Source organism: Marinobacter sp. MDS2 (assembly GCF_030718085.1).
Taxonomy (GTDB): Bacteria; Pseudomonadota; Gammaproteobacteria; order Pseudomonadales; family Oleiphilaceae; genus Marinobacter.
The window spans coordinates 14,526-36,015 of record NZ_JAVAJF010000005.1; the positions used below are offsets into that span (position 1 = coordinate 14,526).

At 55.2% G+C, this 21,490-nt stretch carries 18 protein-coding genes; 14 read left to right on the forward strand and 4 right to left on the reverse strand.

The features are described from left to right. Positions 1-2: 2 nt before the first annotated feature. From Q9245_RS15500 to Q9245_RS15510, 3 genes are all read left to right on the forward strand, one after another. Positions 3-2,153, forward strand: coding sequence for a 3-hydroxyacyl-CoA dehydrogenase NAD-binding domain-containing protein (locus tag Q9245_RS15500; RefSeq protein ID WP_305898003.1), 2,151 nt, complete (start codon positions 3-5; stop codon positions 2,151-2,153). A gap of 243 nt (positions 2,154-2,396) precedes the next feature. Further along, positions 2,397-4,571: a carboxy terminal-processing peptidase gene (locus Q9245_RS15505; protein ID WP_305898004.1), complete on the forward strand. Its 2,175-nt coding sequence runs from the start codon at positions 2,397-2,399 to the stop codon at positions 4,569-4,571. Between the two features lie 4 nt (positions 4,572-4,575). Further along, on the forward strand, positions 4,576-5,340 hold the full coding sequence (locus Q9245_RS15510; protein ID WP_305898005.1) for a helix-turn-helix transcriptional regulator: 765 nt from the start codon (positions 4,576-4,578) through the stop codon (positions 5,338-5,340). On the opposite strand, the gene mtnA is transcribed toward Q9245_RS15510, so the two are convergent. Further along, positions 5,329-6,387, reverse strand: a complete 1,059-nt coding sequence (gene mtnA / locus Q9245_RS15515) for an S-methyl-5-thioribose-1-phosphate isomerase (RefSeq protein WP_305898006.1) — start codon at positions 6,385-6,387, stop codon at positions 5,329-5,331. The two genes, Q9245_RS15510 and mtnA, sit on opposite strands and share 12 nt — an antisense overlap. Positions 6,388-6,557: 170 nt before the next feature. On the opposite strand from mtnA, the gene Q9245_RS15520 reads away from it, so the two are divergent. The 8 genes from Q9245_RS15520 (at position 6,558) to rdgC (ending at position 12,384) form a co-directional block, all read left to right on the forward strand. Continuing rightward, on the forward strand, positions 6,558-7,886 hold the full coding sequence (locus tag Q9245_RS15520; RefSeq protein WP_305898007.1) for a TRZ/ATZ family hydrolase: 1,329 nt from the start codon (positions 6,558-6,560) through the stop codon (positions 7,884-7,886). Positions 7,887-7,904: 18 nt separating this feature from the next. Further along, positions 7,905-8,621 carry a bifunctional 2-polyprenyl-6-hydroxyphenol methylase/3-demethylubiquinol 3-O-methyltransferase UbiG gene (ubiG, locus tag Q9245_RS15525; RefSeq protein WP_305898008.1) on the forward strand — a complete coding sequence of 239 codons (717 nt, stop codon included), beginning with the start codon at positions 7,905-7,907 and terminating at the stop codon, positions 8,619-8,621. Next, positions 8,611-9,276, forward strand: coding sequence for an HAD family hydrolase (locus Q9245_RS15530; RefSeq protein WP_305898009.1), 666 nt, complete (start codon positions 8,611-8,613; stop codon positions 9,274-9,276). Before ubiG ends, Q9245_RS15530 begins: the two co-directional genes overlap by 11 nt. Positions 9,277-9,341: 65 nt before the next feature. Continuing rightward, a complete protein-coding gene (locus Q9245_RS15535) occupies positions 9,342-10,094 on the forward strand; it encodes a YciK family oxidoreductase (protein WP_305898010.1) in 753 nt (250 codons plus the stop codon). Next, positions 10,094-10,327, forward strand: a complete 234-nt coding sequence (locus Q9245_RS15540) for a glutaredoxin family protein (RefSeq protein WP_305898011.1) — start codon at positions 10,094-10,096, stop codon at positions 10,325-10,327. The genes Q9245_RS15535 and Q9245_RS15540 overlap by 1 nt, the downstream gene beginning before the upstream one ends. A gap of 13 nt (positions 10,328-10,340) precedes the next feature. Continuing rightward, positions 10,341-11,114, forward strand: coding sequence for a peroxide stress protein YaaA (yaaA, locus tag Q9245_RS15545; RefSeq protein WP_305898012.1), 774 nt, complete (start codon positions 10,341-10,343; stop codon positions 11,112-11,114). A gap of 44 nt (positions 11,115-11,158) precedes the next feature. Further along, positions 11,159-11,359: a DUF2788 domain-containing protein gene (locus tag Q9245_RS15550; RefSeq protein ID WP_199008091.1), complete on the forward strand. Its 201-nt coding sequence runs from the start codon at positions 11,159-11,161 to the stop codon at positions 11,357-11,359. Between the two features lie 98 nt (positions 11,360-11,457). Next, complete coding sequence (gene rdgC / locus Q9245_RS15555) at positions 11,458-12,384, forward strand: recombination-associated protein RdgC (protein ID WP_305898013.1); 927 nt, start codon at positions 11,458-11,460, stop codon at positions 12,382-12,384. 28 nt (positions 12,385-12,412) lie between these two features. Here rdgC and Q9245_RS15560 read toward each other — a convergent pair whose 3' ends face one another. After that, entirely contained in the window at positions 12,413-15,157 is a 2,745-nt protein-coding gene (locus Q9245_RS15560) for a GNAT family N-acetyltransferase (protein ID WP_305898014.1), read from the reverse strand. Positions 15,158-15,377: 220 nt separating this feature from the next. On the opposite strand from Q9245_RS15560, the gene Q9245_RS15565 reads away from it, so the two are divergent. After that, a complete protein-coding gene (locus tag Q9245_RS15565; RefSeq protein WP_305898015.1) occupies positions 15,378-16,304 on the forward strand; it encodes a histone deacetylase family protein in 927 nt (308 codons plus the stop codon). Positions 16,305-16,316: 12 nt separating this feature from the next. Here the strand turns inward: Q9245_RS15565 and Q9245_RS15570 are convergent, their stop codons facing one another. Further along, positions 16,317-17,243 (reverse strand): OmpA family protein, encoded by a 927-nt coding sequence (locus Q9245_RS15570; protein WP_305898016.1) that lies wholly within the window; start codon positions 17,241-17,243, stop codon positions 16,317-16,319. A 153-nt stretch (positions 17,244-17,396) separates the two neighbouring features. Between Q9245_RS15570 and pyrC the strand changes: the two genes are divergently transcribed. Both pyrC and rnt read left to right on the forward strand, forming a co-directional pair. After that, positions 17,397-18,428 (forward strand): dihydroorotase, encoded by a 1,032-nt coding sequence (pyrC, locus tag Q9245_RS15575; protein WP_305898017.1) that lies wholly within the window; start codon positions 17,397-17,399, stop codon positions 18,426-18,428. Between the two features lie 37 nt (positions 18,429-18,465). Further along, positions 18,466-19,122 carry a ribonuclease T gene (gene rnt, locus Q9245_RS15580; RefSeq protein ID WP_247065101.1) on the forward strand — a complete coding sequence of 219 codons (657 nt, stop codon included), beginning with the start codon at positions 18,466-18,468 and terminating at the stop codon, positions 19,120-19,122. 72 nt (positions 19,123-19,194) lie between these two features. On the opposite strand, the gene Q9245_RS15585 is transcribed toward rnt, so the two are convergent. Continuing rightward, positions 19,195-21,180 (reverse strand): SDR family oxidoreductase, encoded by a 1,986-nt coding sequence (locus tag Q9245_RS15585; RefSeq protein ID WP_305898018.1) that lies wholly within the window; start codon positions 21,178-21,180, stop codon positions 19,195-19,197. Positions 21,181-21,490: the final 310 nt, after the last annotated feature.

The window sequence follows — 21,490 nt, forward strand, 5'->3', positions numbered from 1 at the left end:
CCATGACTGCAATTAAGTACGACCTGGGTTCAGACCAAATCCTGACTCTCACCATCGACATGCCCGGCCAGTCCGCGAACACCATGAATGGAGAGTTTCGGACCGCTCTCAGCGAAGTCGTTGCCAAGGTTAAGCAAGACCTGGATAACATCAAAGGCATCATTGTCGCATCCGCGAAGAAAACATTCTTTGCCGGTGGCGATTTGAACGAATTACACAAGGTGACACGCGACCAGGCAAAAGCCTTTGAAGACATGGTAGACGGCATGAAAGCCGACATGCGCTTCCTTGAAACCTGTGGCAAGCCCGTTGTTGCTGCGATTAACGGCACTGCGCTCGGCGGCGGTCTGGAAATCGCCCTCGCCTGTCACCATCGTGTTGCACTCGATAAAGACAGCACCCAGCTCGGCTTGCCTGAAGTCACTTTGGGCCTGCTTCCCGGCGGTGGTGGTACCCAGCGTCTACCGCGAATGATCGGGCTTGAAGCCGCCTTCCCGCTATTGATGGAAGGCAAGAAGCTAGCGCCTAAAGCAGCTTTGAAAGCCGGAGTAATCGACGCTCTGGCAAGCTCACCTGAAGAAATGATGAGCAAGGCTCGCGAGTTCATTGTAGCCAACCCGAAATCCCAGCAGCCCTGGGACAAGAAAGGTTTCAAAATGCCGGGCGGCGCACCACACCATCCGGCCATGGCGCAAAAGCTCGCAATTGCGCCAGCTATGCTTCGCCAGAAAACCAAAGGCTGCTACCCGGCACCGGAGCGGATCCTCGCGGCTGCCGTTGAAGGCGCACAGGTTGATTTCGACAGCGGTAGCTTGGTCGAAACCCGCTACTTCGCAGAGCTGGCCACCGGTAACGTTGCGAAAAACATGACCAGCACCTTCTGGTTCCAGCTAAACGCCATCAAAGCCGGCGGTAGCCGACCTGACGGTGTCGAGAAGGAAACCTTCAAGAAAGTGGGGGTTCTGGGTGCCGGTATGATGGGCGCAGGCATTGCATACTCCACCGCTACTCGCGGCGTCGAAGTCGTACTGAAGGACGTATCGGTCGAGAATGCCGAAAAAGGCAAAAGCTATTCCGAGAAGCTGCTAGCCAAGAAAGTTAGCCGCGGCCGCATGACCGAAGCCGAAAAAGATGCGGTTCTGAGCCGCATTACTGCAACCGACTCAGCGGACGACCTGGAAAACTGTGATCTCATCATTGAGGCCGTTTTCGAAGACAGCGGATTGAAAGCGAAAGTAACCCGGGAAGCCGAGCCGAAAATGGCAGCCAACGGCATCTTTGCGTCCAACACGTCCACCATCCCCATCAGTCAGCTGGCCGACGCCTCCGCGAAGCCGGAAAACTTCATCGGTCTGCATTTCTTCTCGCCCGTCGATAAGATGCAGCTGGTCGAAATCATTGTTGGTGAAACCACCTCCGATGAAACCCTGGCGCGCGCCTTCGATTACGTTCAGCAGATTGGCAAGATTCCGATTGTTGTAAACGACAGCCGCGGCTTCTTTACCTCCCGGGTATTCGGCACCTTCGTCAACGAAGGCATCAGCATGCTCGCCGAAGGCATTCACCCGGCCAGCATCGATAATGCCGGGGTTTTGGCAGGTATGCCGGTAGGTCCTCTGACCATTTCGGACGAAGTCACCCTGACACTGATGCAGCACATCCGCGCTGAAAGCAAGCGGGATGCAGAAGCAGCGGGCCGCACCTGGACACCGCACCCTGCGGAAGGTGTTATCGATACCATGGTGAACACCCATAACCGGAAAGGTAAAGCGTCCGGAGCAGGCTTCTATGAGTACCCGGAGAAGGGCAAGAAATACCTCTGGCCCGAACTTGAGAACCTGTTTGTCGATCAAGAGAAAGCCCGCAGCGTTAAACTGCAGGATCTTAAAGATCGCATCCTGTTCATTCAGGCCATCGAAACCATTCGCTGTCTGGAGGAAGGTGTCTTGCGCACCGTAGAGGACGCCAACATTGGCAGCATCTTCGGTATTGGATACGCGCCCTGGACCGGCGGCGCTATTCAGTTCGTGAACCAGTATGGTGTGCGCAACTTCGCAGAACGCGCTCAGGAACTGGCCACTCAATACGGTGAGCGGTTCACGCCGCCCACCCTGTTACTGGAAAAAGCCGAGAAGAACGAAACCTTCGCATAAGGCCTTTCGACCGGAGGTTTTCCCTCCGGTCATTTCCCTACCGTTCAATCGCCAAGCTTTTTTTCGGCCCGCGCTTTTTTTACCGCACTGCAACCTATATGGACATATTGTCACTAAGCTAAACCGCTAGGCTATGGCAACGAATGTAGCAGTTGCCTACAATAAATTGACTAATCACGGGTAATAACACTGCCAATTTACTCGGCAGGCATAAAACAACCCAGTATCGCCAGGTATGTTTATATGACCATTGCGGAAAAAGCCGTTACGCGTAACCACCGGTCCTCCCTTCTGAAAGTTGCCGGACTGAGTGCCGCGTTAGGCCTTGCTTTGCTTGTTCCCGGCTTGTCCGGACTACACGCAAAGATTGAAGAACCAGCAAGCTATCAACCGGTTTCCCCCACCATTGATCAGGCCCGGGCCAATATTCTTATTGCCCGCCAGTTGCAGTTCACGCATTTCCGCGACCTCGGCATCAGCGATGAACTCTCCGGCGATGTCTTTGATGCCTACCTGAACTACCTCGACAGCCAGCGCGTTTACCTTACACAACAAGATATTGACGCGTTAAGCAGAGTAAAAGGCCGATTGGGTTCCGCGCTAAAAACCGGGCAGCTACAACCCGGTTTCGACATCTACAATCTGGTTCAACAGCGCATTATCGAGCGCCTGAAATTTGCCAAAGAGATCATCAGCGCCGGCGTATCCGAACTCGATTTCAGCACCGACGAAAAGATTCGTGTTGACCGATCAGAAGCTCCATGGGAGGCCGACAAAGCAGCCTTGGACAAGCTCTGGATCAAACGCATCAAAAACGCCGTATTGGCACAGCGCCTTAATGGCGCCGACGACGAGGCTATTGAAGAAACCTTGTTGCGCCGCTACGAAGGTCAGCTCAAGCGGGCCTATCAAGCTCGCAGCGAAGACGCCTTCCAGGCCTACATGAACGCCTTTACCGGCATGTGGGACCCGCACACCTCGTACTTTTCTCCGCGCACCTCGGAAAACTTCAACATCAACATGAGCCTGTCGCTGGAAGGGATCGGCGCGGTTCTGCAATCCGATAACGAATACACCAAAGTGGTTCGGCTGGTTCCGGGTGGCCCGGCCTCCAAACAAGGCCAGCTTCAGCCTGCAGACCGCATCGTTTCCGTTACTCAGGAAGATGAGAAGCCGGTGAACGTGATTGGCTGGCGTCTTGATGAAGTGGTTGACCTTATCCGCGGCCCGCGCAATTCCATCGTGACGTTGGAAGTTATTCCGGCGAACGCCTCGGATGAAACCATCACCCGCAGCATCGCCATCAGTCGTGATGAGGTCAAGCTGGAAGAACAAAGTGCCAGTAAAGACATCATTCAATTGGACCGTAGTGGTGCCACCTACAACATTGGCGTGATCACCATTCCGACCTTTTACGCCGACTTCCAGGCCATGCAAGCAGGCGACCCGAACTACAAGAGCACCACCCGAGACGTTCGCAAACTGATTGATGAACTGAAACAGGACGGTGTTGATGGCATTGTGATGGACTTGCGCAACAACGGCGGAGGCGCACTGCACGAAGCCAACGACCTCGTGGGCTTGTTCATTGATAAAGGGCCAACGGTGCAAATTCGCAACGCCAACAACGACGTTCAGGTATTGGACGACAGAGATCCGACCGTTTCCTATGATGGCCCGCTGGTGGTTCTGGTAAACCGCATGAGCGCCTCAGCATCTGAAATTTTTGCCGGTGCCATTCAGGACTACGGTCGCGGCCTGGTGGTTGGCTCGCAAACCTTCGGCAAAGGCACCGTTCAGGCTGTTCGGCCACTTAATCACGGCCAGCTTAAAATCACCCAGTCCAAGTTCTACCGGGTGTCCGGTGGATCCACCCAGCACAAGGGCGTGATTCCTGATATCGAGATCCCTTCCCGCATCGACAAATCGAGAATCGGTGAAGATGCCCTCGACCACGCCCTGCCCTGGGACCAGATCGAGGCCGTGCCTCATACCCGTTACTTCGATTTCAGCGGCATTATCGATGAGCTTCGGACGCGGCACGACGACCGGTTCAATGCCAGCCCCGAGTTCAGCTTGCTGCAAAAGGAAATCGACTTCCTGACCCAGCAGCGCCAGATTGATTACGTCAGTCTCAATCTGGACGAGCGGACAGCACACCACAATCAGATCGAAAGCACACGTTTGACCATCGCCAACGCGCGTCGTGAGCTTCGCGGAGAAGCCCCGTTCGAAACGCTGGAAGAACTCGAAGACTGGCAGGACGCGCAAGTGGCAGATCCCGACAATACCGACGACGAGCTGGATTTTGTCATTCGCGAGGGCGGCCACATCATGGCGGATTTGCTGGAATTAGATCAGCGCATGGCCTCCATCCTCGCGCCCACCCAGTTTGCAGCCAAAACAGAGGTACCCTGAAGTCATGCCCGACAAGGCTCCTTCCGGAGGTCAGCGAGACAGCTATAAAAAGGCTCAGGTGTTCCAGAGCATGCTGCTGGATGCCCTGCACGCCATGCGCTCCATGGAAGAAGCCGAGAGCCTGGCGCCAACCCCGGACGGGCGAGGCAAATCGTCCGACCGGATTCTGGACCGCATCGTCGGCTTTACAGGCTCGGCACTCAAACTCGGTGCCCGTGCCACCGATACGTCGCTTAAAGTAGGCCGGGTACTGGTCAATTCGCAGGATCAACTTAGGGCGATGCTGGCCACAGGCCAATCCCTGAAAGACATTCGGGAAGTGGCCGGTCTGACACTTTCCGAAATGAGCGAGGCGCTAAACCTTAAAGACAAGTCTCTGCTGGAAGCCATCGAAAACGGCACCGCCACCCTGTCCTTCGAGCTGATCTTGCGGTTTGCGGCACTGGTTGCCCGCAACGACCCCATCCCTTTCATCATGCGCACTACCCGGAACTACAACCCCGAAGTCTGGCAAATATTGAACGATTGGGGCATTGGCCGTATTCCGCTGCAGTTCGAACGAGAACGGGAGTTCATCAACATCTTCCGCCGTCATGACAACGCCCGAAGCCTATCGGATGAAGGCTTCAAGAAGGTACTGGAATTCACTCGAAACAGCTTTGAAATGTCGATGCACTTTATCGAACAGCAAGAAATGGAAGTGGCGGAACTGAAAGCTGGCCTTCAGCCCCGTGATTCCGACGGTTCGGAACCGTCATCAGGCAAATAACGCTTTCATACCGGCAACATCCGGTTTCAGAACCGCTCCTTTTTCCGTCACGATTGCGTCAATCAGATTGGCCGGTGTCACATCGAATACCGGATTGAACACGTCCACACCAGCTGGTGCCAACGGAATCCCGCGAATTTCTCGCACCTCGGTTCCTTCACGCTCTTCAATGGGGATCTGCGCGCCTTCCCGTAACGTCATATCCACCGTGCTGGACGGCGCAACCACCATAAAACCGACACCGTGGTAGCGGGCCAGGACAGCGAGGCTATAGGTGCCAATCTTGTTGGCCACATCTCCGTTGGCGGTAATCCGATCTGCCCCAACCACCACCCAGCGGACCTTACCACTGGCAAGAATGGCTGCGGCTGCACCGTCGGCGTTCAGGGTCACCGGGATCTCGTCGCGGCTAAGTTCCCAAGCGGTCAGACGGCTACCCTGAAGCCAGGGTCGGGTTTCATCCGCATACACCTGCCCCAGCAGGTTGCGCTCGTGCAGGCGGCGAATAACGCCAAGCGCCGTGCCGTAGCCTCCGGTTGCCAAGGCCCCGGTGTTGCAGTGGGTTAACACCCCTATTGCCTGCTCGGGATTCATGACTTCGAGCGCATGATCCGCCATGGCCAAATTCGCGGCAATGTCTTCTCGATGAATCAGAACCGCCTCCGCGGCCAACCGCTCGACCGCCTCGTCCAATGCCGAACACTCCAGAAAGACCGTTTCCATACGCTTCAGCGCCCAAAACAAATTCACCGCTGTCGGCCGGGATTGCGCTAACTGGTCAATCGCCTGGCCTACTTCAGCCTGCCAATTCGCGCTGCCGCCGGCATGACGAGCAGCCAGAGCCACACCGTATGCAGCACTGATCCCGATAGCCGGTGCGCCCCGGACCACCATATCGGTGATGCATTGAGCAACCGCCGACGCGCCTTCCGCCGTAATCCAATGCTCCTCGGTCGGCAATAACCGTTGATCCAAAAGCTCTAGACTATCGCCGTGCCAGCGAACCGGCTGTGTACCTATAGATCGTTGGTGTGTGGAATGTGCCATCATTGACTCCGGTTGCGCGCCTGAAAAGCGCAGTATAGCGCGTTGAGTGTATGTTTATACCGTCATTGGCACCACAAGCGGGGTAGTTCTGCCGGTAGCGGCTCGCTATACTTCCCAGTTGAATTTCCCGGCATACAGACTCTGTGCCCCCGACCCTCCAAGGCAGGTTAATGACGGCAAATACCATCATCGCAGCCGATACCCGGATCAACGCCCGCTGGCTGATTCCGATTGAACCTTTTGGCGTTGTACTGGAACATCAGGCCGTCATACTGCAAGGGAGCCGGATTGCGGCCGTGCTGCCCCAAGCGGATGCAGACCAAAAATTTCGCACACGGGAGACTATTGATCTTCCGAATCACGTTGTCCTTCCCGGCTTGATCAACCTGCATGGCCACACCGCCATGTCACTGTTCCGCGGCATGGCCGACGACCTGCCTCTGATGACGTGGCTGAACGAACACATCTGGCCCGCCGAAGGACAGTTTGTCTGCGAGCAGTTTGTTCTGGATGGCAGCCGACTGGCGATGGCTGAAATGCTACGCACCGGCACCACCACCTTTTCCGACATGTACTTTTTCCCGGAAGCCACCGCCCAGGCTGCTCATGACACTGGCATGCGCGCGCAGGTGTGTTTCCCGTTGATGGACATGCCCACCATGTGGGGTTCCGGTCCGGACGAGTATCTGGCAAAAGGTGCCGACCTGATTGCTCAGTGGCAAGACGATGAATTTGTCATGCCCGCCATTGGGCCCCATGCACCGTACACCGTTTCCGATCAGCCTTTAACGACCGCCGTCGAGCTGTCTCGACAAACCGGCGCTGCCATTCAGATGCACCTGCACGAAACCGCGTTTGAAGTAGATGAAGCCCTAAAATTAACGGGGAAACGGCCGGTTGCTCGCATGGCGGAACTCGGCGTGCTGAGTAAGAACAGCCAATACGTGCACATGACTCAGCTCAATGAAGCCGATCTGGAACTGCTGGCGAACACCGGTGGCCACATCGTTCACTGCCCCGAGTCTAATTTAAAGCTCGCCAGTGGCATGTGCCCGGTTCAAACCTTGATCAACCAAGGCGTGAACGTCACCATCGGAACCGATGGCGCAGCCAGCAACAACGATCTGGACCTGTTTGGCGAGCTGAAAACCGCAGCGATGTTGGCCAAAGTCGTTGCCGACGACGCCACTGCCCTGTCGGCTCACAAGGCTCTGGAAATGGCCACTCTGAATGGTGCTCGGGCCCTCGGCCGTGAAGAAGAGCTCGGATCTCTTGTGGCGGGCAAGCTGGCTGATCTGATCGCCGTTGACCTCAGTGATCCGTTCATCCAGCCCGTTTACGACCCGGCTTCGCATCTCGTTTACAGCAACCATGGACGTGCCGTTAGCCACAGCTGGATTCACGGCGTGCCTCAATTGCAGGATGGCCGTTTAACCCGAATTGATGTCCCGGACCTGATGCTGCGGGTTCGCGATTGGCAAAAACATATTCTCAGTTAAATTTTCTCAGGGGCAAGCATGAGCAACCAGAATGTAGATCAAAACGAGATCGCCAAGTTTGAGGCCCTCGCCAGTCGCTGGTGGGACCCCACCAGCGAATTCAAACCACTGCATGACATCAACCCATTGCGCCTGAACTTCATTGACGAGCGGGTGTCGCTTGCCGGAAAACGCGTTCTGGACGTGGGCTGCGGCGGCGGTTTGTTATCCGAAGGCATGGCACTCCGTGGCGCTCACGTAACCGGCGTCGATATGGGCGAGGCGCCTCTGCAGGTCGCCAAATTGCACGGTTTGGAATCCGGCGTGAAAGTGGACTACCGCCAGACCACCATCGAAGATCTGGCCAGGGATCCAGAGCACGCCGGCCAGTACGACGCTGTCACCTGTCTCGAAATGCTCGAACACGTCCCGAACCCCGCTTCGGTGATTCAATCCTGCGCCGCTATGCTGCGCCCGGGTGGTCATTTGTTTGTATCCACCATCAACCGGAATCCCAAATCGTTCCTGTTCGCGATTGTCGGCGCCGAATACATCATGAAAATGCTGCCTCGGGGCACCCACGAATGGAACAAATTTATCCGTCCTTCAGAGATGTCCGATTATCTGCGCCAAGCCGGCCTGGACATCCGGGAGCTCACCGGCATGACCTACAACCCCATCACCAAGAGCTACAAACTCGGCCGTGATGTGGACGTCAATTACCTGATGCACGCCAAGGATATCCGTGAAGACTGAACACAAACCGTCCGCGGTACTTTTTGATCTGGACGGCACGCTGATTGATACCGCACCGGACTTCATTCGCTGCCTGAACCAGTTGCGCCTGCAACACGATCTGGAGCCGTTGCCGGCAGAGTATATTCGCCGATCCGTCTCTAATGGCGCCCGCGCTATGGTTCGCCTTGGTTTTAATCTTGAGCCCGAGCATGACGGCTATCTGGATAAACACACAGCGTTCCTGGATCTCTACGAAGCGGGCGTAGCGGTAGAAACCACGTTATTTGACGGTATGAACGAACTGCTGCTCGAACTCGAAGCCAAAGGTATCCCCTGGGGCATCGTTACCAATAAGCCTGTGCGCTTTGCTGCCCCTCTGATCGAGGCGCTGGGCTTACAGGAACGTTGCGCGACACTGATCTGCCCCGATCACGTGAGCGAGCGCAAACCTCACCCGGAACCCATGTTTCTGGCCTGCAAAGAAATTAACGCTGCCCCGGAACAGGCTATCTACGTTGGCGATCACGTACGTGACATCGAGGCCGGTCGCAACGCAGGCATGTACACCATTGCCGTAAGATACGGCTACATTGAAGAACCGGAAACGGTTGATCTGTGGCAAGCCGATGCCATCGCCGACACCGTCAGCGACTTGGCAAAGCTGTTACAATAGCCCTCAAATTATTTTATTGCCCGACCAGAGCGTGGTCGGATTTGGCCAGATATCGGAGACAGCTTATGCATGATTACCAGGCACCCGCCGATCTTCTAAAAGACCGCATTGTCATGGTTACCGGAGCTGGCAGTGGCATAGGCCGCGCGGCGGCAAAAGCTTACGCGGCTCACGGTGCCACCGTCATTCTGGTAGGTCGTACCCTGTCCCGACTGGAAGAAGTGTACGACGAGATCGAAGCCGCCGGTCACCCGCAGCCCGCGTTGGTGCCGATGAACTTCGAAGGCGCCGCCATGAAAGACTACGAAGAGCTGGCTATGACCATCGAAGAAAACTTCGGGCGGCTTGACGGATTGCTCCATAATGCCGGCATTCTCGGTGCACGCAGTCCGGTAGAACTGTACGATCCGGAAACCTGGAACAAGGTCATGCAGGTTAACGCCACGGCACCGTTCATGCTTAGCCGGGCCATGATCCCTTTGCTCCGGCAATCCGATGCTGCGTCCATGATCTTCACCTCATCCGGTGTCGGCCGCCAAGCGCGCGCTTACTGGGGAGCCTATGCGGTTTCCAAGTTCGCCATTGAAGGGCTTTCGCAATTGCTGGCCGATGAGCTGGACGATGAACGCAACAACATTCGCGTGAACAGCCTGAATCCGGGAGCGACCCGCACAGGAATGCGAGTGCTTGCCTACCCGGCGGAAGACCCAAAGAAAAACCCGGAACCCGAGCAGCTTATGCCTATTTACCTCTACCTGATGGGTAAAGACAGCGAAGGTGTGACTGGCCAGCAAATTGACGCACAACCGAAAAACTGATGGAACTGATCTTCTACACCACGTCCAACTGTCACCTGTGCGAACTGGCCGAAGCACTCCTGGTTAATACCCCTATGCCGGAGCCGATACCCGTGGATGTGGTGGACATCGCCCAATCCGAAGCACTGGTTGAGCGTTACGGCACGCGCATTCCGGTTCTGCGCCGACAAGACACGGGCACGGAACTTGGCTGGCCCTTTACTCAAGACCAGCTACTCACGTTTTTGCAATAAAGGATCCGCTACTATGTTGATGGTCATCTCCCCCGCCAAAACTCTGGACTATGAAAGCCCTCTGGCTACGGAAACCTATTCCCAACCGGACTACCTGGACGATGCGTGCGAGCTGATTGATCAACTGAAGGAACTGGAACCGCATCAGGTCAGCAACCTGATGAGCATCAGTGACAAGCTGGGCCAGCTCAACGCTGACAGATTCCGCAACTGGCACACCCCCTTTACGCCGGAGAACGCACGCCAAGCCATTCTGGCGTTTAAAGGTGATGTTTACACTGGTCTGGATGCGGAAAGCTTCAGCCAAGACGACTTCATCTTTGCGCAAAAGCACCTGCGTATGCTTTCTGGCCTCTACGGCTTGCTCAAACCGTTGGACCTGATGCAGCCGTACCGGCTTGAAATGGGCACCAAGTTCGAGAATCAACGCGGCAAAGATCTTTATGCGTTCTGGGGCGACAAGTTAACATCGGCCGTGAACATACTGCTGGAGAAAGACGATCAGGTTCTCGTAAATCTCGCATCCAATGAGTATTTTAAGAGTATCCAGAAGAAGAATCTGAAGGGCCAGTTGATCACGCCTCAGTTTAAAGACTTCAAGAACGGCAAATACAAGATCATCAGTTTTTACGCCAAAAAAGCGCGCGGCCTGATGTGCCGCTACGCCATTCAAAACCGCATCACGCAAGCCGAAGATCTCAAAGGCTTTGACCTCGATGGCTATTACTTCAGTGAAGAACAATCCGATAAAAACAACTGGGTTTTCCTGCGTGACGAACAAGGTTAAACCAAGATTTTCACTCGTACATTTCTGTTGATATCGGAGCAAACATGAACGAAGCTGTTTTTTCCCAGATCGCCATGGCGGTGCTTCTGACGGGTCTTATTGGCTGGATGGGTTTTATTGTCTGGGATCTTGCCAAAAAATCCCAGGCTGGCAAATTCGGTACCATTGCACTATTCACCGTGTTGGGTGCGGGTGTTGTTGGCTTTATCGTTAAAACCGTACTGGTTGAAATCCTGCAAATCTAAACATGCGCTGCCGGTAACTTTACGGCTGCCCGCCGGTAGCCGTATCATCCCTTCCCTTTTCAGAAATGCCCCAATCAAACAGCAAGGACATAAACCCCATGTGGTTTCGTAACGCCCGAGTTTTCCGTTTTACCAAACCCTTCGACATTACGGCCGAAGCCTTGGAAGAAAAGCTGCAGGCCGATGCGTTCAAGCCCTGCGGCCCACAAGAAACCATGCGTCAGGGGTGGGTTCCTCCACTGGGCAAGCACGGCGAGTTGCTGGTACACAGCGCCAATGGCTATCACCTGATTGCCCTGCGTAAAGAAGAAAAGATCTTACCCGGCCCGGTGGTCAAAGAAGCCGTAGAAGAGCGTGCTGAGGCCATTGAAGTGGAACAGAGCCGGAAGGTTCGCCGTAAAGAAAAAGACGAAATCAAAGAACAAGTGATGCTGGAAATGCTGCCACAGGCGTTTTCCCGCAATCGCCGCTGCTACGCCTATCTGGCGCCGAAAGACGGCGTATTGGTGGTCGATGCCGGTTCCGCCAAGCAAGCCGAAGACCTGGCTTCCACGCTCAGGAAGACCCTGGGGTCATTGCCCGTGCGGCCACCGGTGGTTGAGCAGGCACCCGCGTTTACCTTTACCGGCTGGCTGACCGAAACCGTCGACCTTCCCGCCACGATTGAATTAGGCAATGAATGCGAATTGAAAGACCCGTCCGAAGACGGCGGTGTTGTTCGTTGTAAAGGTCTGGATCTGAAGGCCGACGAGATCCGTAATCACCTGGAAACAGGCATGCAAGTCACCAAACTGGCTGTCACCTGGGACAACAACGTACATCTGGTGCTTGATGAGGAGCTAAGCATTCGCCGTTTGAAGTTCGGGGAGACACTGCAGGAACAACTGGACGACGTCGACGTAGACGATGCCGTGGCCAAGTTCGATGCAGCCTTTACCATCATGACGCTGGAACTGTCACGCATGATTCCCGGTCTGCTGGAAGCCCTTGGCGGTGAAGACCGCTCCGCCATTGTCGAAGACTAATCGACAAACACCTGAAACCGGCGGGGGGTTAGCCCCCCCGCTTATTCAGCCTTTCTTTTTGCCAGTCCTTTTCGGGCTCATTCAGCACCAACCTCAAGTCCATCACCTCTTCCACAGGGTTAAACTTGATATCAAACCCAAGATGTTCAGCCAGCTGGAGCATCGGCCGGTTTTCGGGCAACACATCCCCGACCATCTCCATCGTGCCCCGGCTTCGGCAGTATTCAATCATTTTCTGCATCAACGCTACGCCCAATCCCTCGCCTTTCATTCGGTCATCAACCATGACCGCGAACTCGCTGCGAAGGTTATCGGCATCGGTCCATACGCGCACCGTGCCGAGCGTTTCCTCACCCTCGCCGTTCTCTTTTTTTGTATTGGCAATGAACACCATCTCCCGGTCATAATCGATCTGCACCATCTGAGCAACGTCTTCGCGGGAGAAATGCTTGCGATACTGGAAGAAACGGTAGCGGATCGATTCTGGCGACTGGTATTCGTGGAAAGCCCGGTGCGACGGCTCATCCTGAGCCAGAACGGGGCGAATGATTACTCGTCGGCCAGACTTGGGCAACACAATCCATTCTTCGAGCTCCCGCGGGTAAGCCTGAATAATCGGCCGACTTGGCTTGTCATCCAGATCAACCGCGATACTGACGGCAACAGCCCCCTGCTCGTTAAACAACAGAGGTGAAATTTCCAACCCTCGAATTTCCGGAATATCGATGACGATCTGTGATAGCTTCACCAGCGTTTCGGACACCGCCCGTATGTCTTCCTGGGGCCGCAAGCTGTGCTCTTTCAACAACTTGTACATATAAGTCCGGCGTAGAAGCTCTCTAGCCAGCACCATGTTCAAGGGCGGCAATGCGATCTGGCGATCGGTGGTAATGTTGATCTGAGCGCCCGCGGCGCCGCACACCACCAATGGACCAAACACTTCGTCCCGAGTGATCCCCACACTAAACTCTATGCCGCCCACGTGTTGATAGGAATGCTGCATCGCAAATCCCAAGAATCCACTATTGGGAAAGTGCTCCTCATACTCATCAATCAGAAACCGGCTGCCATCGATGATGGCCTGCTCGCTGTTCAGGTTTTTGATGGTACCTTTGTAGCGACGCTGCGTCGGCGTCAGATCGAGAAACGGGTAACAGACCTGCTCATGTACGATGGTCAGATCAATCGGACGCCGCTCCACCGCGAAAATTTCCAGCACTTCTTCAACATCATCGCAGTACACGGTTTCTATCGCGTTGATGCCATAGTCCCGAATCACCTGACGCGCTTCGCGACTGGAAAGATGCTTTCGGCCATCACGGAGCGCCTTGGCCACCAGCGAACGCGTGTTCGCCCTGTCCGCAAAGTGGTCAGTGAACGATTCCGGTGTCTCACTCAATAGCCGCTGCACTCGCTGATGCTTTACATGCTGCATGAATGCATTGACGGCTTTTTCCGGATTGAAGAACGAGGGTAAGCCGGCACGGTAAAACTCATCACGGGCGTCCATCACCGTACTTTGACCTAACCAACAGGTGAAAATATTGAGCCGCGTACCTTTCGATGCCTGTACCACAGCATCTGCAATTTGAAGGCTGTCCTGAACCAGAGTGGGTGCGTACATCACCAGCACGTTTGCAATGTTCGGGTCTTTCGCGAGGATTTTGACCGCTTTGGCGTACAGTTCCGGCGAGGCATCGTAGTTCAAATCGATGGGGTTTTTCCGAGTCCAATAGGGGGGTAACAACTTACCCAACTCTTCAATGGTTGCATCCGACAGTTCAGCCAGCTCCCCGCCCAGGTGAGACAGCCGGTCAACCGCCAGTACTCCGGGGCCCACACCATTCGCGATAATCGCCAGGGATTCGCGCCTTAAAGGCCGCATACGGGTGAGGGTTTCCAACGCATCAAACATCTGCCCTAGCCCATCAACCCGAAGCACACCGCCACGCTGCAGCATCGCATCGTAAATAGGATCGCTGTGAGACACGCCGGCCGGAAGGTCATGAGGAATCCACTCCGATTCCGGTACCCGACCGGATTTAACCGCAATCACCGGTTTGGTCCGCGACGCCACCCGAACGGCCGACATGAACCGGCGAGGATTAGGAATGCTTTCGATGTGCAACAGAATGGCGCGGGTTTGGCTGTCCTGTGCGAGGTAATCGATCAGGTCGTCGTGGTCGATGTCCATGCCATCGCCCAGTGTCAGGAAGTAAGAGAACCCCACACCGCGGGCAAACGCCCAATCGAGAACGGAACTGGCGATCGTGCCTGACTGGCCGATAAAAGCCACCCGGCCGGGGATGGCCCCCATGTGAGCGTACGTGGCGTTCAAGTGCCTAGCCGGCACCATCAGGCCGATGGTGTTTGGCCCCAATACCCGTATCCCGGTTTCTCTTGCCGCATCACGGACCGAATACATCAATGGCTGACCGGTTTTACTGTGGGTACGAGACATACCACCGGTCATCACGATGGCTGTGCGCACCCCGCTTTCGCCAAGCTTACGAATCATTTTGGGGACGGTATGAGGCGGCGTACACACAATGGCCAGATCAGGGGTGAAATCCAGCTGCGACACTTTGGCAACACATGGCACACCATGAACGTTGTCATAATCGTTCTGGTTGACCACCACCATACGACCCGGGAAGCCGCCACCTAACATGTTCCGCAGCACCATACCGCCCAGGTTGTCCGCCCGCTCGGAGGCACCGATCACAGCGATCGATTCAGGGTTGAACAGACTTTCCAGATAACGGGTACTCAAGAGGACTCTCCCTGAACCAGATGATGGCGACGTAGATAAGAATCTCAATAAAACAGGTTACTTATCAATGTATACCTTATCTTAGATCGGTATTTCCTGATGTAAATCGGGTATACCCATCGATAAGCCACGACCTATTAGACGAAAGTAGCCCACATCCACTCCACATCCTTGTTAACATGACACAAATAGTAACCAGACTCAGGCTCGGACCCTCAGTATGACCACCGCCTTTTTTTCCCACGAAGATTGCCTGAAACACAACATGGGCTCCGAACATCCGGAGAGCCCCGAACGTATTCAGAGCATTCTGGCACACATTGCCGAGACCGAACTCCAGCAAAAGCTCGATTGGGTGCGACCGGAAGAAATCACCCGTGATCAGCTGCTGATGGTCCATCCCGAGTCCTACTTGCAGCAGCTCGACCTGATGGCGCCCACTCGGGGCCGGGTGTTTACCGACCCAGACACCTCGCTGATGCCAGACACCTTGAGAGCCGCCAGATTGGCCGCCGGTGGAAACGTGCAAGCCGTTGATATGGTCATGAGCAGTCAGGTGACCAACGCGTTTATTTGTGCAAGGCCCCCCGGACATCATGCTGAACGCACGAAATCCATGGGTTTTTGCTTCTATAACAACATTGCTTTGGCGGCGTTAAGGGCACTGAATTTCCATCAGCTAGAACGGGTTGCCATCATCGATTTTGATGTTCACCAAGGCAATGGAACCGCCGACATCGTGGGTGGCGACGAGCGTATTATGATGTGCTCTAGCTTCCAGCACCCGCTGTATCCTCACAGTCATGTACACCGCCAACCCGACAACATCATCAATGCGCCGATCGAAGCGAATTGCTCGTCCGCAGAATACCGCAAACGGGTAGAAGCAACCTGGTTGAAAAAGCTTCAGGATTTTCGGCCGCAATTGGTGCTGGTATCCGCAGGCTTTGATGGCCACAGGCTAGACCCTATGGCAGAAATGAATCTGGAAACCGAAGATTACCGCTGGCTGACGGAAATGATCGTGAGTGTCGCCAGTGATCACGCCAACGACCGGGTGATCTCAACGCTGGAAGGCGGCTATCATCTAAGGGCACTCGGTGAAAGCGTGACTGCCCACCTCGAGGTATTGGACGCGGTCTACTAAGGGGATCAGAGTTTAGCCGGAAAAACTGGCGCCGCTTCCGCTTGCCTGCTGAAGTTCAGGACGCTCGCCCTGGCGCTGCAAGCGAATCGTAACCCTGCGATTGTCTCGGTGGCGACGCGACACGGGAAACTGATCGCCGTGACTGCGAACAACCAGCAATTCTTCGTCAAGCCCCTGGGCTTTCAAATACTCTGCAACCACGTTCGCCCGCTCTTCAGACAGAGCGCGGTTGTCAATTCGGCTGCCTATACTGTCCGAGTGGCCATCCACTAAAACACGCTCGATCGTGGAGTCCGCCCTTACGTAGGTCACGATGTTGTCCAGCAGCGTTCGATCTGCCTCAGACAACTCGGCCCCACCGCTGGCAAAGGGCACGCGGGAGCGGCGAATCTGGTCATAATTGACCGGCAACAGCCCCGAAACACACTGCAAATAACCCGAAAAGGGCGCGGAAAAATTCACATTCGACAGCGAAACTCTCACGGGCTCCTGAGCGTAACGGGATACCCGGGTAAGCGTTGGCTGCATACCCTGAAGCAAACCTTGAGCCATGATGTTCGCTTCTCTGGCACCAATACTGACCGAGCGTTGCCCGTCCGATACGCTCACCGGGCCAACCGATCTCGGCGCCACACCCGGGCGCCAAACAGGAGCCTCCACCACAAGCTGGCCTCTGCCCGGTTTCATCAGTGCGACCGTGGATTCAAGGTGGAACGCGAGATCTTCTCCGGCTCGATGGCTGAAAACGGCTCGCCCGAACCCCGGCACTTCCTGCACCAACGAGCACTCAAACACCGATTCCGACAGATACCACTGGCTGTTCTCGATACCGGCACCATAACTGGCTGCCAGAGCCGGAGACGCGCATGTCCACAACAGGAGCGCGCCCGCAATCGCAGTGCCCCCCTCGTTTCCAGACCTGCGTTTTAACTTCCTCATAGAAACGCCCCGACTCACGTAAACTCATTGACTTATTGAGTATCGGCCGGCGTAGCCAATACTTGAGCCCCAGAAACACATTCAGATCGAAAACATTCGTGCCGGCCTTCTGATATAATTTGCGAAATTTTCAGAGCTGCCTGGCGAATACTCATGACCAAACAACTGACCATCACCCGCCCGGACGACTGGCATTTGCACGTCCGGGATGGTGACGTATTAAACAGTGTTGTACCGGCGACAGCCGCGTGTTTCGGCCGCGCCATCATCATGCCAAACCTGGTACCACCGGTCACCGATGCGGCAGCCGCAACCGGCTATAGGGAAAGGATTCTGTCCGCAGCAAAGGGCACGAATTTTGAACCTTTAATGGTGCTCTATCTAACCGAGAGCACCACACCGGAAACCATCCGCGAAGCCAAAGCCGCGGGTGTTGTAGCCGCAAAACTCTATCCGGCCGGCGCCACCACCAACTCCGCTTCAGGTGTTACTGACATTCGTAATATCTACCCGGTACTGGAAGCCATAGCGGAATGCGGCATGTTGTTGCTGGTTCACGGCGAAGTCACCGATGCTGACATCGACATTTTCGATCGGGAAAAAGTGTTTCTGGAACGGGTACTGGCACCTACACTGGATGCCTTCCCGACCCTGAAAGTGGTACTGGAGCACATCACCACAGCGGATTCGGCCGAGTTTGTGCGTGGTCATACCGGTGACAACCTCGCCGCTACACTGACCCCCCAACACCTGATGTATAACCGCAACCACATGCTGGTTGGCGGCATTCGTCCGCACTTGTACTGCTTGCCCATCCTCAAGCGCAACAAGCACCAGGAAGCCCTGCGTGAAGCCGTGGCCAGCGGCGACTCCCGTTTCTTCCTTGGTACCGATTCGGCGCCTCACGCCCGAGACAAGAAGGAAGCTGCGTGCGGCTGTGCCGGCTGCTATTCCGCTTACGGCGCCATCGGCTTGTACGCCGACATCTTTGAAGAGCTCGGCATTCTGGACAAGCTGGAAGCTTTCGCCAGCTTCAACGGTGCGGACTTCTACGGCTTACCCAGGAATACCGACACCATTACTCTGGTGCGCGATCCCTGGACCATGCCAGAGCAATTGCCACTGGCAGACGGTACCATCGTGCCGCTCAAAGCTGGTGAGACCGTTCACTGGCGCATGGCTTAATCATCTTTTAATTTACAACACGAACATTGGAGTTCGCGTGTCTGACGAAAACAAACCGCTTCACCCTATGTCCCAGCGTTTTCGAGGCTTTCTGCCCGTCGTGGTGGATGTCGAAACTGCCGGCTTTAACCCGGAAAGAGACGCCCTGCTGGAAATCGCAGCCGTCATGCTGACCATGGATGAAGACGGCAAGCTACACCGTGGCGAGACCCATCTTCAGCAAATCGATCCGTTCGAGGGCGCCAATCTGGAGCAGTCGGCTTTGGACTTCACCGGCATCGACCCGTGGGACCCCGAGCGTGAAGCGGTTCCGGAGCGCGAAGGCATGAGCGAGATTTTCTCCCCGATCCGCAAAGCGGTCAAAGCTTTCGACTGCAAACGCGCCGTGCTGGTTGGCCATAACGCCACCTTCGACCACAACTTTGTGTTTGCTGCCGCCATGCGCGCCGACATCAAGCGCAACCCTTTCCATCCGTTTTCAACGTTTGATACCGCCACCCTAGCGGGGCTGGCCTATGGCCATACCGTGCTGGCTCAAGCGTGCAAACTGGCCGGAATTCCGTTTGATAATAAAGAAGCCCACTCCGCTGCTTACGACGCAGAGAAAACCGCGGATCTGTTCTGCGGCATTGTGAACCGCTGGCAAGAGCTGGGAGGCTTTCCGCCACCCCCGGTACCGAGTAACGACGAATAATCTTGAATGACGCTTTTTAAAGCCAACAAAAAACCCGCACAAGGCGGGTTTTTTGTAGCACTGCAATTCAGCTTACCAGTGAATGCCGCGCATGATGGCCGCAAACGCAACCTGCTCGGTAGACACTTTAGGCTTTTCGGTTGTCTTGGTGCCCGCAGCCGAGGCTGAGTCCGGGAACATCCGATAACCTGTGTTCATAACGATTTCACCCACTTTCGGTGCCAGCGAGTGCAGTACCGAGGCGAACACACCCAAACGCGTCGCAATTCGCTTCGGACGATGCACGATGGCGTCGGCCACCATGTCTGCCGCTTCTTCGGGTGTCAGGGTTGGCACCGAATCGTAAATCTTGGTCGGTGCAATCATCGGCGTTTTCACCAACGGCATGTTGATGGTGGTAAAGGTCACGTTACGATCCGACCACTCTGCAGCCGCACAACGACTGAACGCATCCAGCGCCGACTTAGAGGCGACGTACGCCGAGAAGCGAGGCGCGTTAGTCAGCACACCGATGGATGAAATGTTCACCACGTGGCCACGACGACGCTCCAACATAGCGGGCGCAAAGCCCATGATCAGCCGCACAGAACCGAAGTAGTTCAGCTGCATGGTGCGCTCGAAGTCGTGGAAGCGGTCGAACGCCAGCGACAGAGATCGACGAATCGAACGGCCGGCGTTGTTGACCAGCACGTCCACATGCCCGTGGTTGTCCAGAACCGTTTTGACGAAACGATCGCAATCTTCCATATCGGAGAAGTCGCACTGGTAAGCGTGTACATTGCCGCCACTAGCTTCAAGCTGTGCCGCAACTTCGTCCAATGTTTCTTTGGTTCGGGCACCGATAACCAGAATAGCGCCAGCTTCTGCCAGCTTCTCGGCGGTCGCCAGACCGATACCCGAGGTTGCCCCAGTAACCACACAAACCTTACCTTCTACCGTGCCCTTCAGGGTGCGATCCTTGAACAGGTCGGGGTCAAGATTACGCTCCCAGAAATCCCAGATCACGGCCGCGTAGCTTGGCAGACGCGGTACTTCGATGTCGGTGCCCTTCAGCACACGCTCCAGCTCACGGGTATCGAACCGGGTCGGATAATTAACAAAGGACATCACAGAAGCCGGAATGCCCAGATCATCCAGAAGCGCCCCGGTAATGCGTTTAACCGGCGGCAGATTTTTCACACTCTGCCGGATGAACGGAGGAATGAATCCAAACATCCGGGAGTCGATGCGCATACCCATACGCGGCGCATGGCCCGCTTCGGAGAAGATGTTAAGAATCTCACCCACTTTGTACGGATCCGAATCCACCAGGTGGAAACAGTTTCCGTCTTCGCCATCCAGATGCGCAATGTGATCCATGGCATCAACCACGAAATCTACCGGCACAATGTTAAGCCGGCCACCTTCCAAACCAATAGTCGGCACCCACTGAGGCAAGGCATGACGGATCTTCTGGATCATCTTGAAGAAGTAGTAGGGCCCGTCAATCTTATCCATTTCACCGGTTTTGGAATGGCCGATCACCATACCCGGACGGTAAATTCGGAACGGTACCTTGCACTCTTCGCGCACCACCTTCTCGGATTCGTGCTTGGTGCGCAGGTAGGGATGGTCGAGCTTTTCTGCTTCCTCGAACATATCCTCACGGAAGATGCCTTTGAACAATCCAGCGGCTGCAATAGACGAAACGTGATGGAAACGCTTGGCACCCATCGCTTCAGCGGCCTGCACTGCGGCACGGGTACCTTCAATATTGGTGGCAGCCTGAGCTTCTTCATCTGCACCCATGTCGTACACAGCGGCAAGGTGGAAGAAGTGGTCAACGTTTCCTTCCAGTGCTTCCATGGCAGCGCTATCGATACCTAAACTGTTACTGGTCAGATCGCCAACAACCGCCTTGATCCGGCTATCGTCGACACCCAGTCGCTCGCGGAGTTCTTCCAGCTTGCCCTGGGACTGCTCCCTCACCAGAACATGCACCGTACCACCACGGGCCAACAGCTTTTCTACCAAAAAACGACCGATGAAACCGGTGCCACCTGTAAGGAAATAATTCATAGAAGATCCGTCCTACGTGTTACTTATTTGTTGTCATATCGCCCAACCTATCACTACGACCAAAGTCGTAGTCCGGTTATGGAACGCACGCATTCTACTCAACTGCAGCTTACATGTATCGAACTTTATTAGAGCTTTTGCTCTTTAACCCCTTGTTTTTATTAGAGCCTTTACTCTAGTTCCGGCAAAAACCCGAATGAAATCATGCCCGACTATCCGACACACTTCCCTTGAGACTAGCACAGGAATTCGACGCTGACGGGCCGAAATTCGTAATTTACCGCGGAGCAATGCAACCAACCGCTGGCAA

Excerpts from the sequence above, each read along its gene's own strand:
- Q9245_RS15500 (WP_305898003.1), top strand. The coding sequence starts at position 3 with ATGACTGCAATTAAGTACGACCTGGGTTCAGACCAAATCCTGACTCTC.
- Q9245_RS15505 (WP_305898004.1), top strand. The coding sequence starts at position 2,397 with ATGACCATTGCGGAAAAAGCCGTTACGCGTAACCACCGGTCCTCCCTT.
- Q9245_RS15510 (WP_305898005.1), top strand. The coding sequence starts at position 4,576 with ATGCCCGACAAGGCTCCTTCCGGAGGTCAGCGAGACAGCTATAAAAAG.
- mtnA (WP_305898006.1), bottom strand. The coding sequence starts at position 6,387 with ATGGCACATTCCACACACCAACGATCTATAGGTACACAGCCGGTTCGC.
- Q9245_RS15520 (WP_305898007.1), top strand. The coding sequence starts at position 6,558 with ATGACGGCAAATACCATCATCGCAGCCGATACCCGGATCAACGCCCGC.
- ubiG (WP_305898008.1), top strand. The coding sequence starts at position 7,905 with ATGAGCAACCAGAATGTAGATCAAAACGAGATCGCCAAGTTTGAGGCC.
- Q9245_RS15535 (WP_305898010.1), top strand. The coding sequence starts at position 9,342 with ATGCATGATTACCAGGCACCCGCCGATCTTCTAAAAGACCGCATTGTC.
- Q9245_RS15540 (WP_305898011.1), top strand. The coding sequence starts at position 10,094 with ATGGAACTGATCTTCTACACCACGTCCAACTGTCACCTGTGCGAACTG.
- yaaA (WP_305898012.1), top strand. The coding sequence starts at position 10,341 with ATGTTGATGGTCATCTCCCCCGCCAAAACTCTGGACTATGAAAGCCCT.
- Q9245_RS15550 (WP_199008091.1), top strand. The coding sequence starts at position 11,159 with ATGAACGAAGCTGTTTTTTCCCAGATCGCCATGGCGGTGCTTCTGACG.
- rdgC (WP_305898013.1), top strand. The coding sequence starts at position 11,458 with ATGTGGTTTCGTAACGCCCGAGTTTTCCGTTTTACCAAACCCTTCGAC.
- Q9245_RS15565 (WP_305898015.1), top strand. The coding sequence starts at position 15,378 with ATGACCACCGCCTTTTTTTCCCACGAAGATTGCCTGAAACACAACATG.
- Q9245_RS15570 (WP_305898016.1), bottom strand. The coding sequence starts at position 17,243 with ATGAGGAAGTTAAAACGCAGGTCTGGAAACGAGGGGGGCACTGCGATT.
- pyrC (WP_305898017.1), top strand. The coding sequence starts at position 17,397 with ATGACCAAACAACTGACCATCACCCGCCCGGACGACTGGCATTTGCAC.
- Q9245_RS15585 (WP_305898018.1), bottom strand. The coding sequence starts at position 21,180 with ATGAATTATTTCCTTACAGGTGGCACCGGTTTCATCGGTCGTTTTTTG.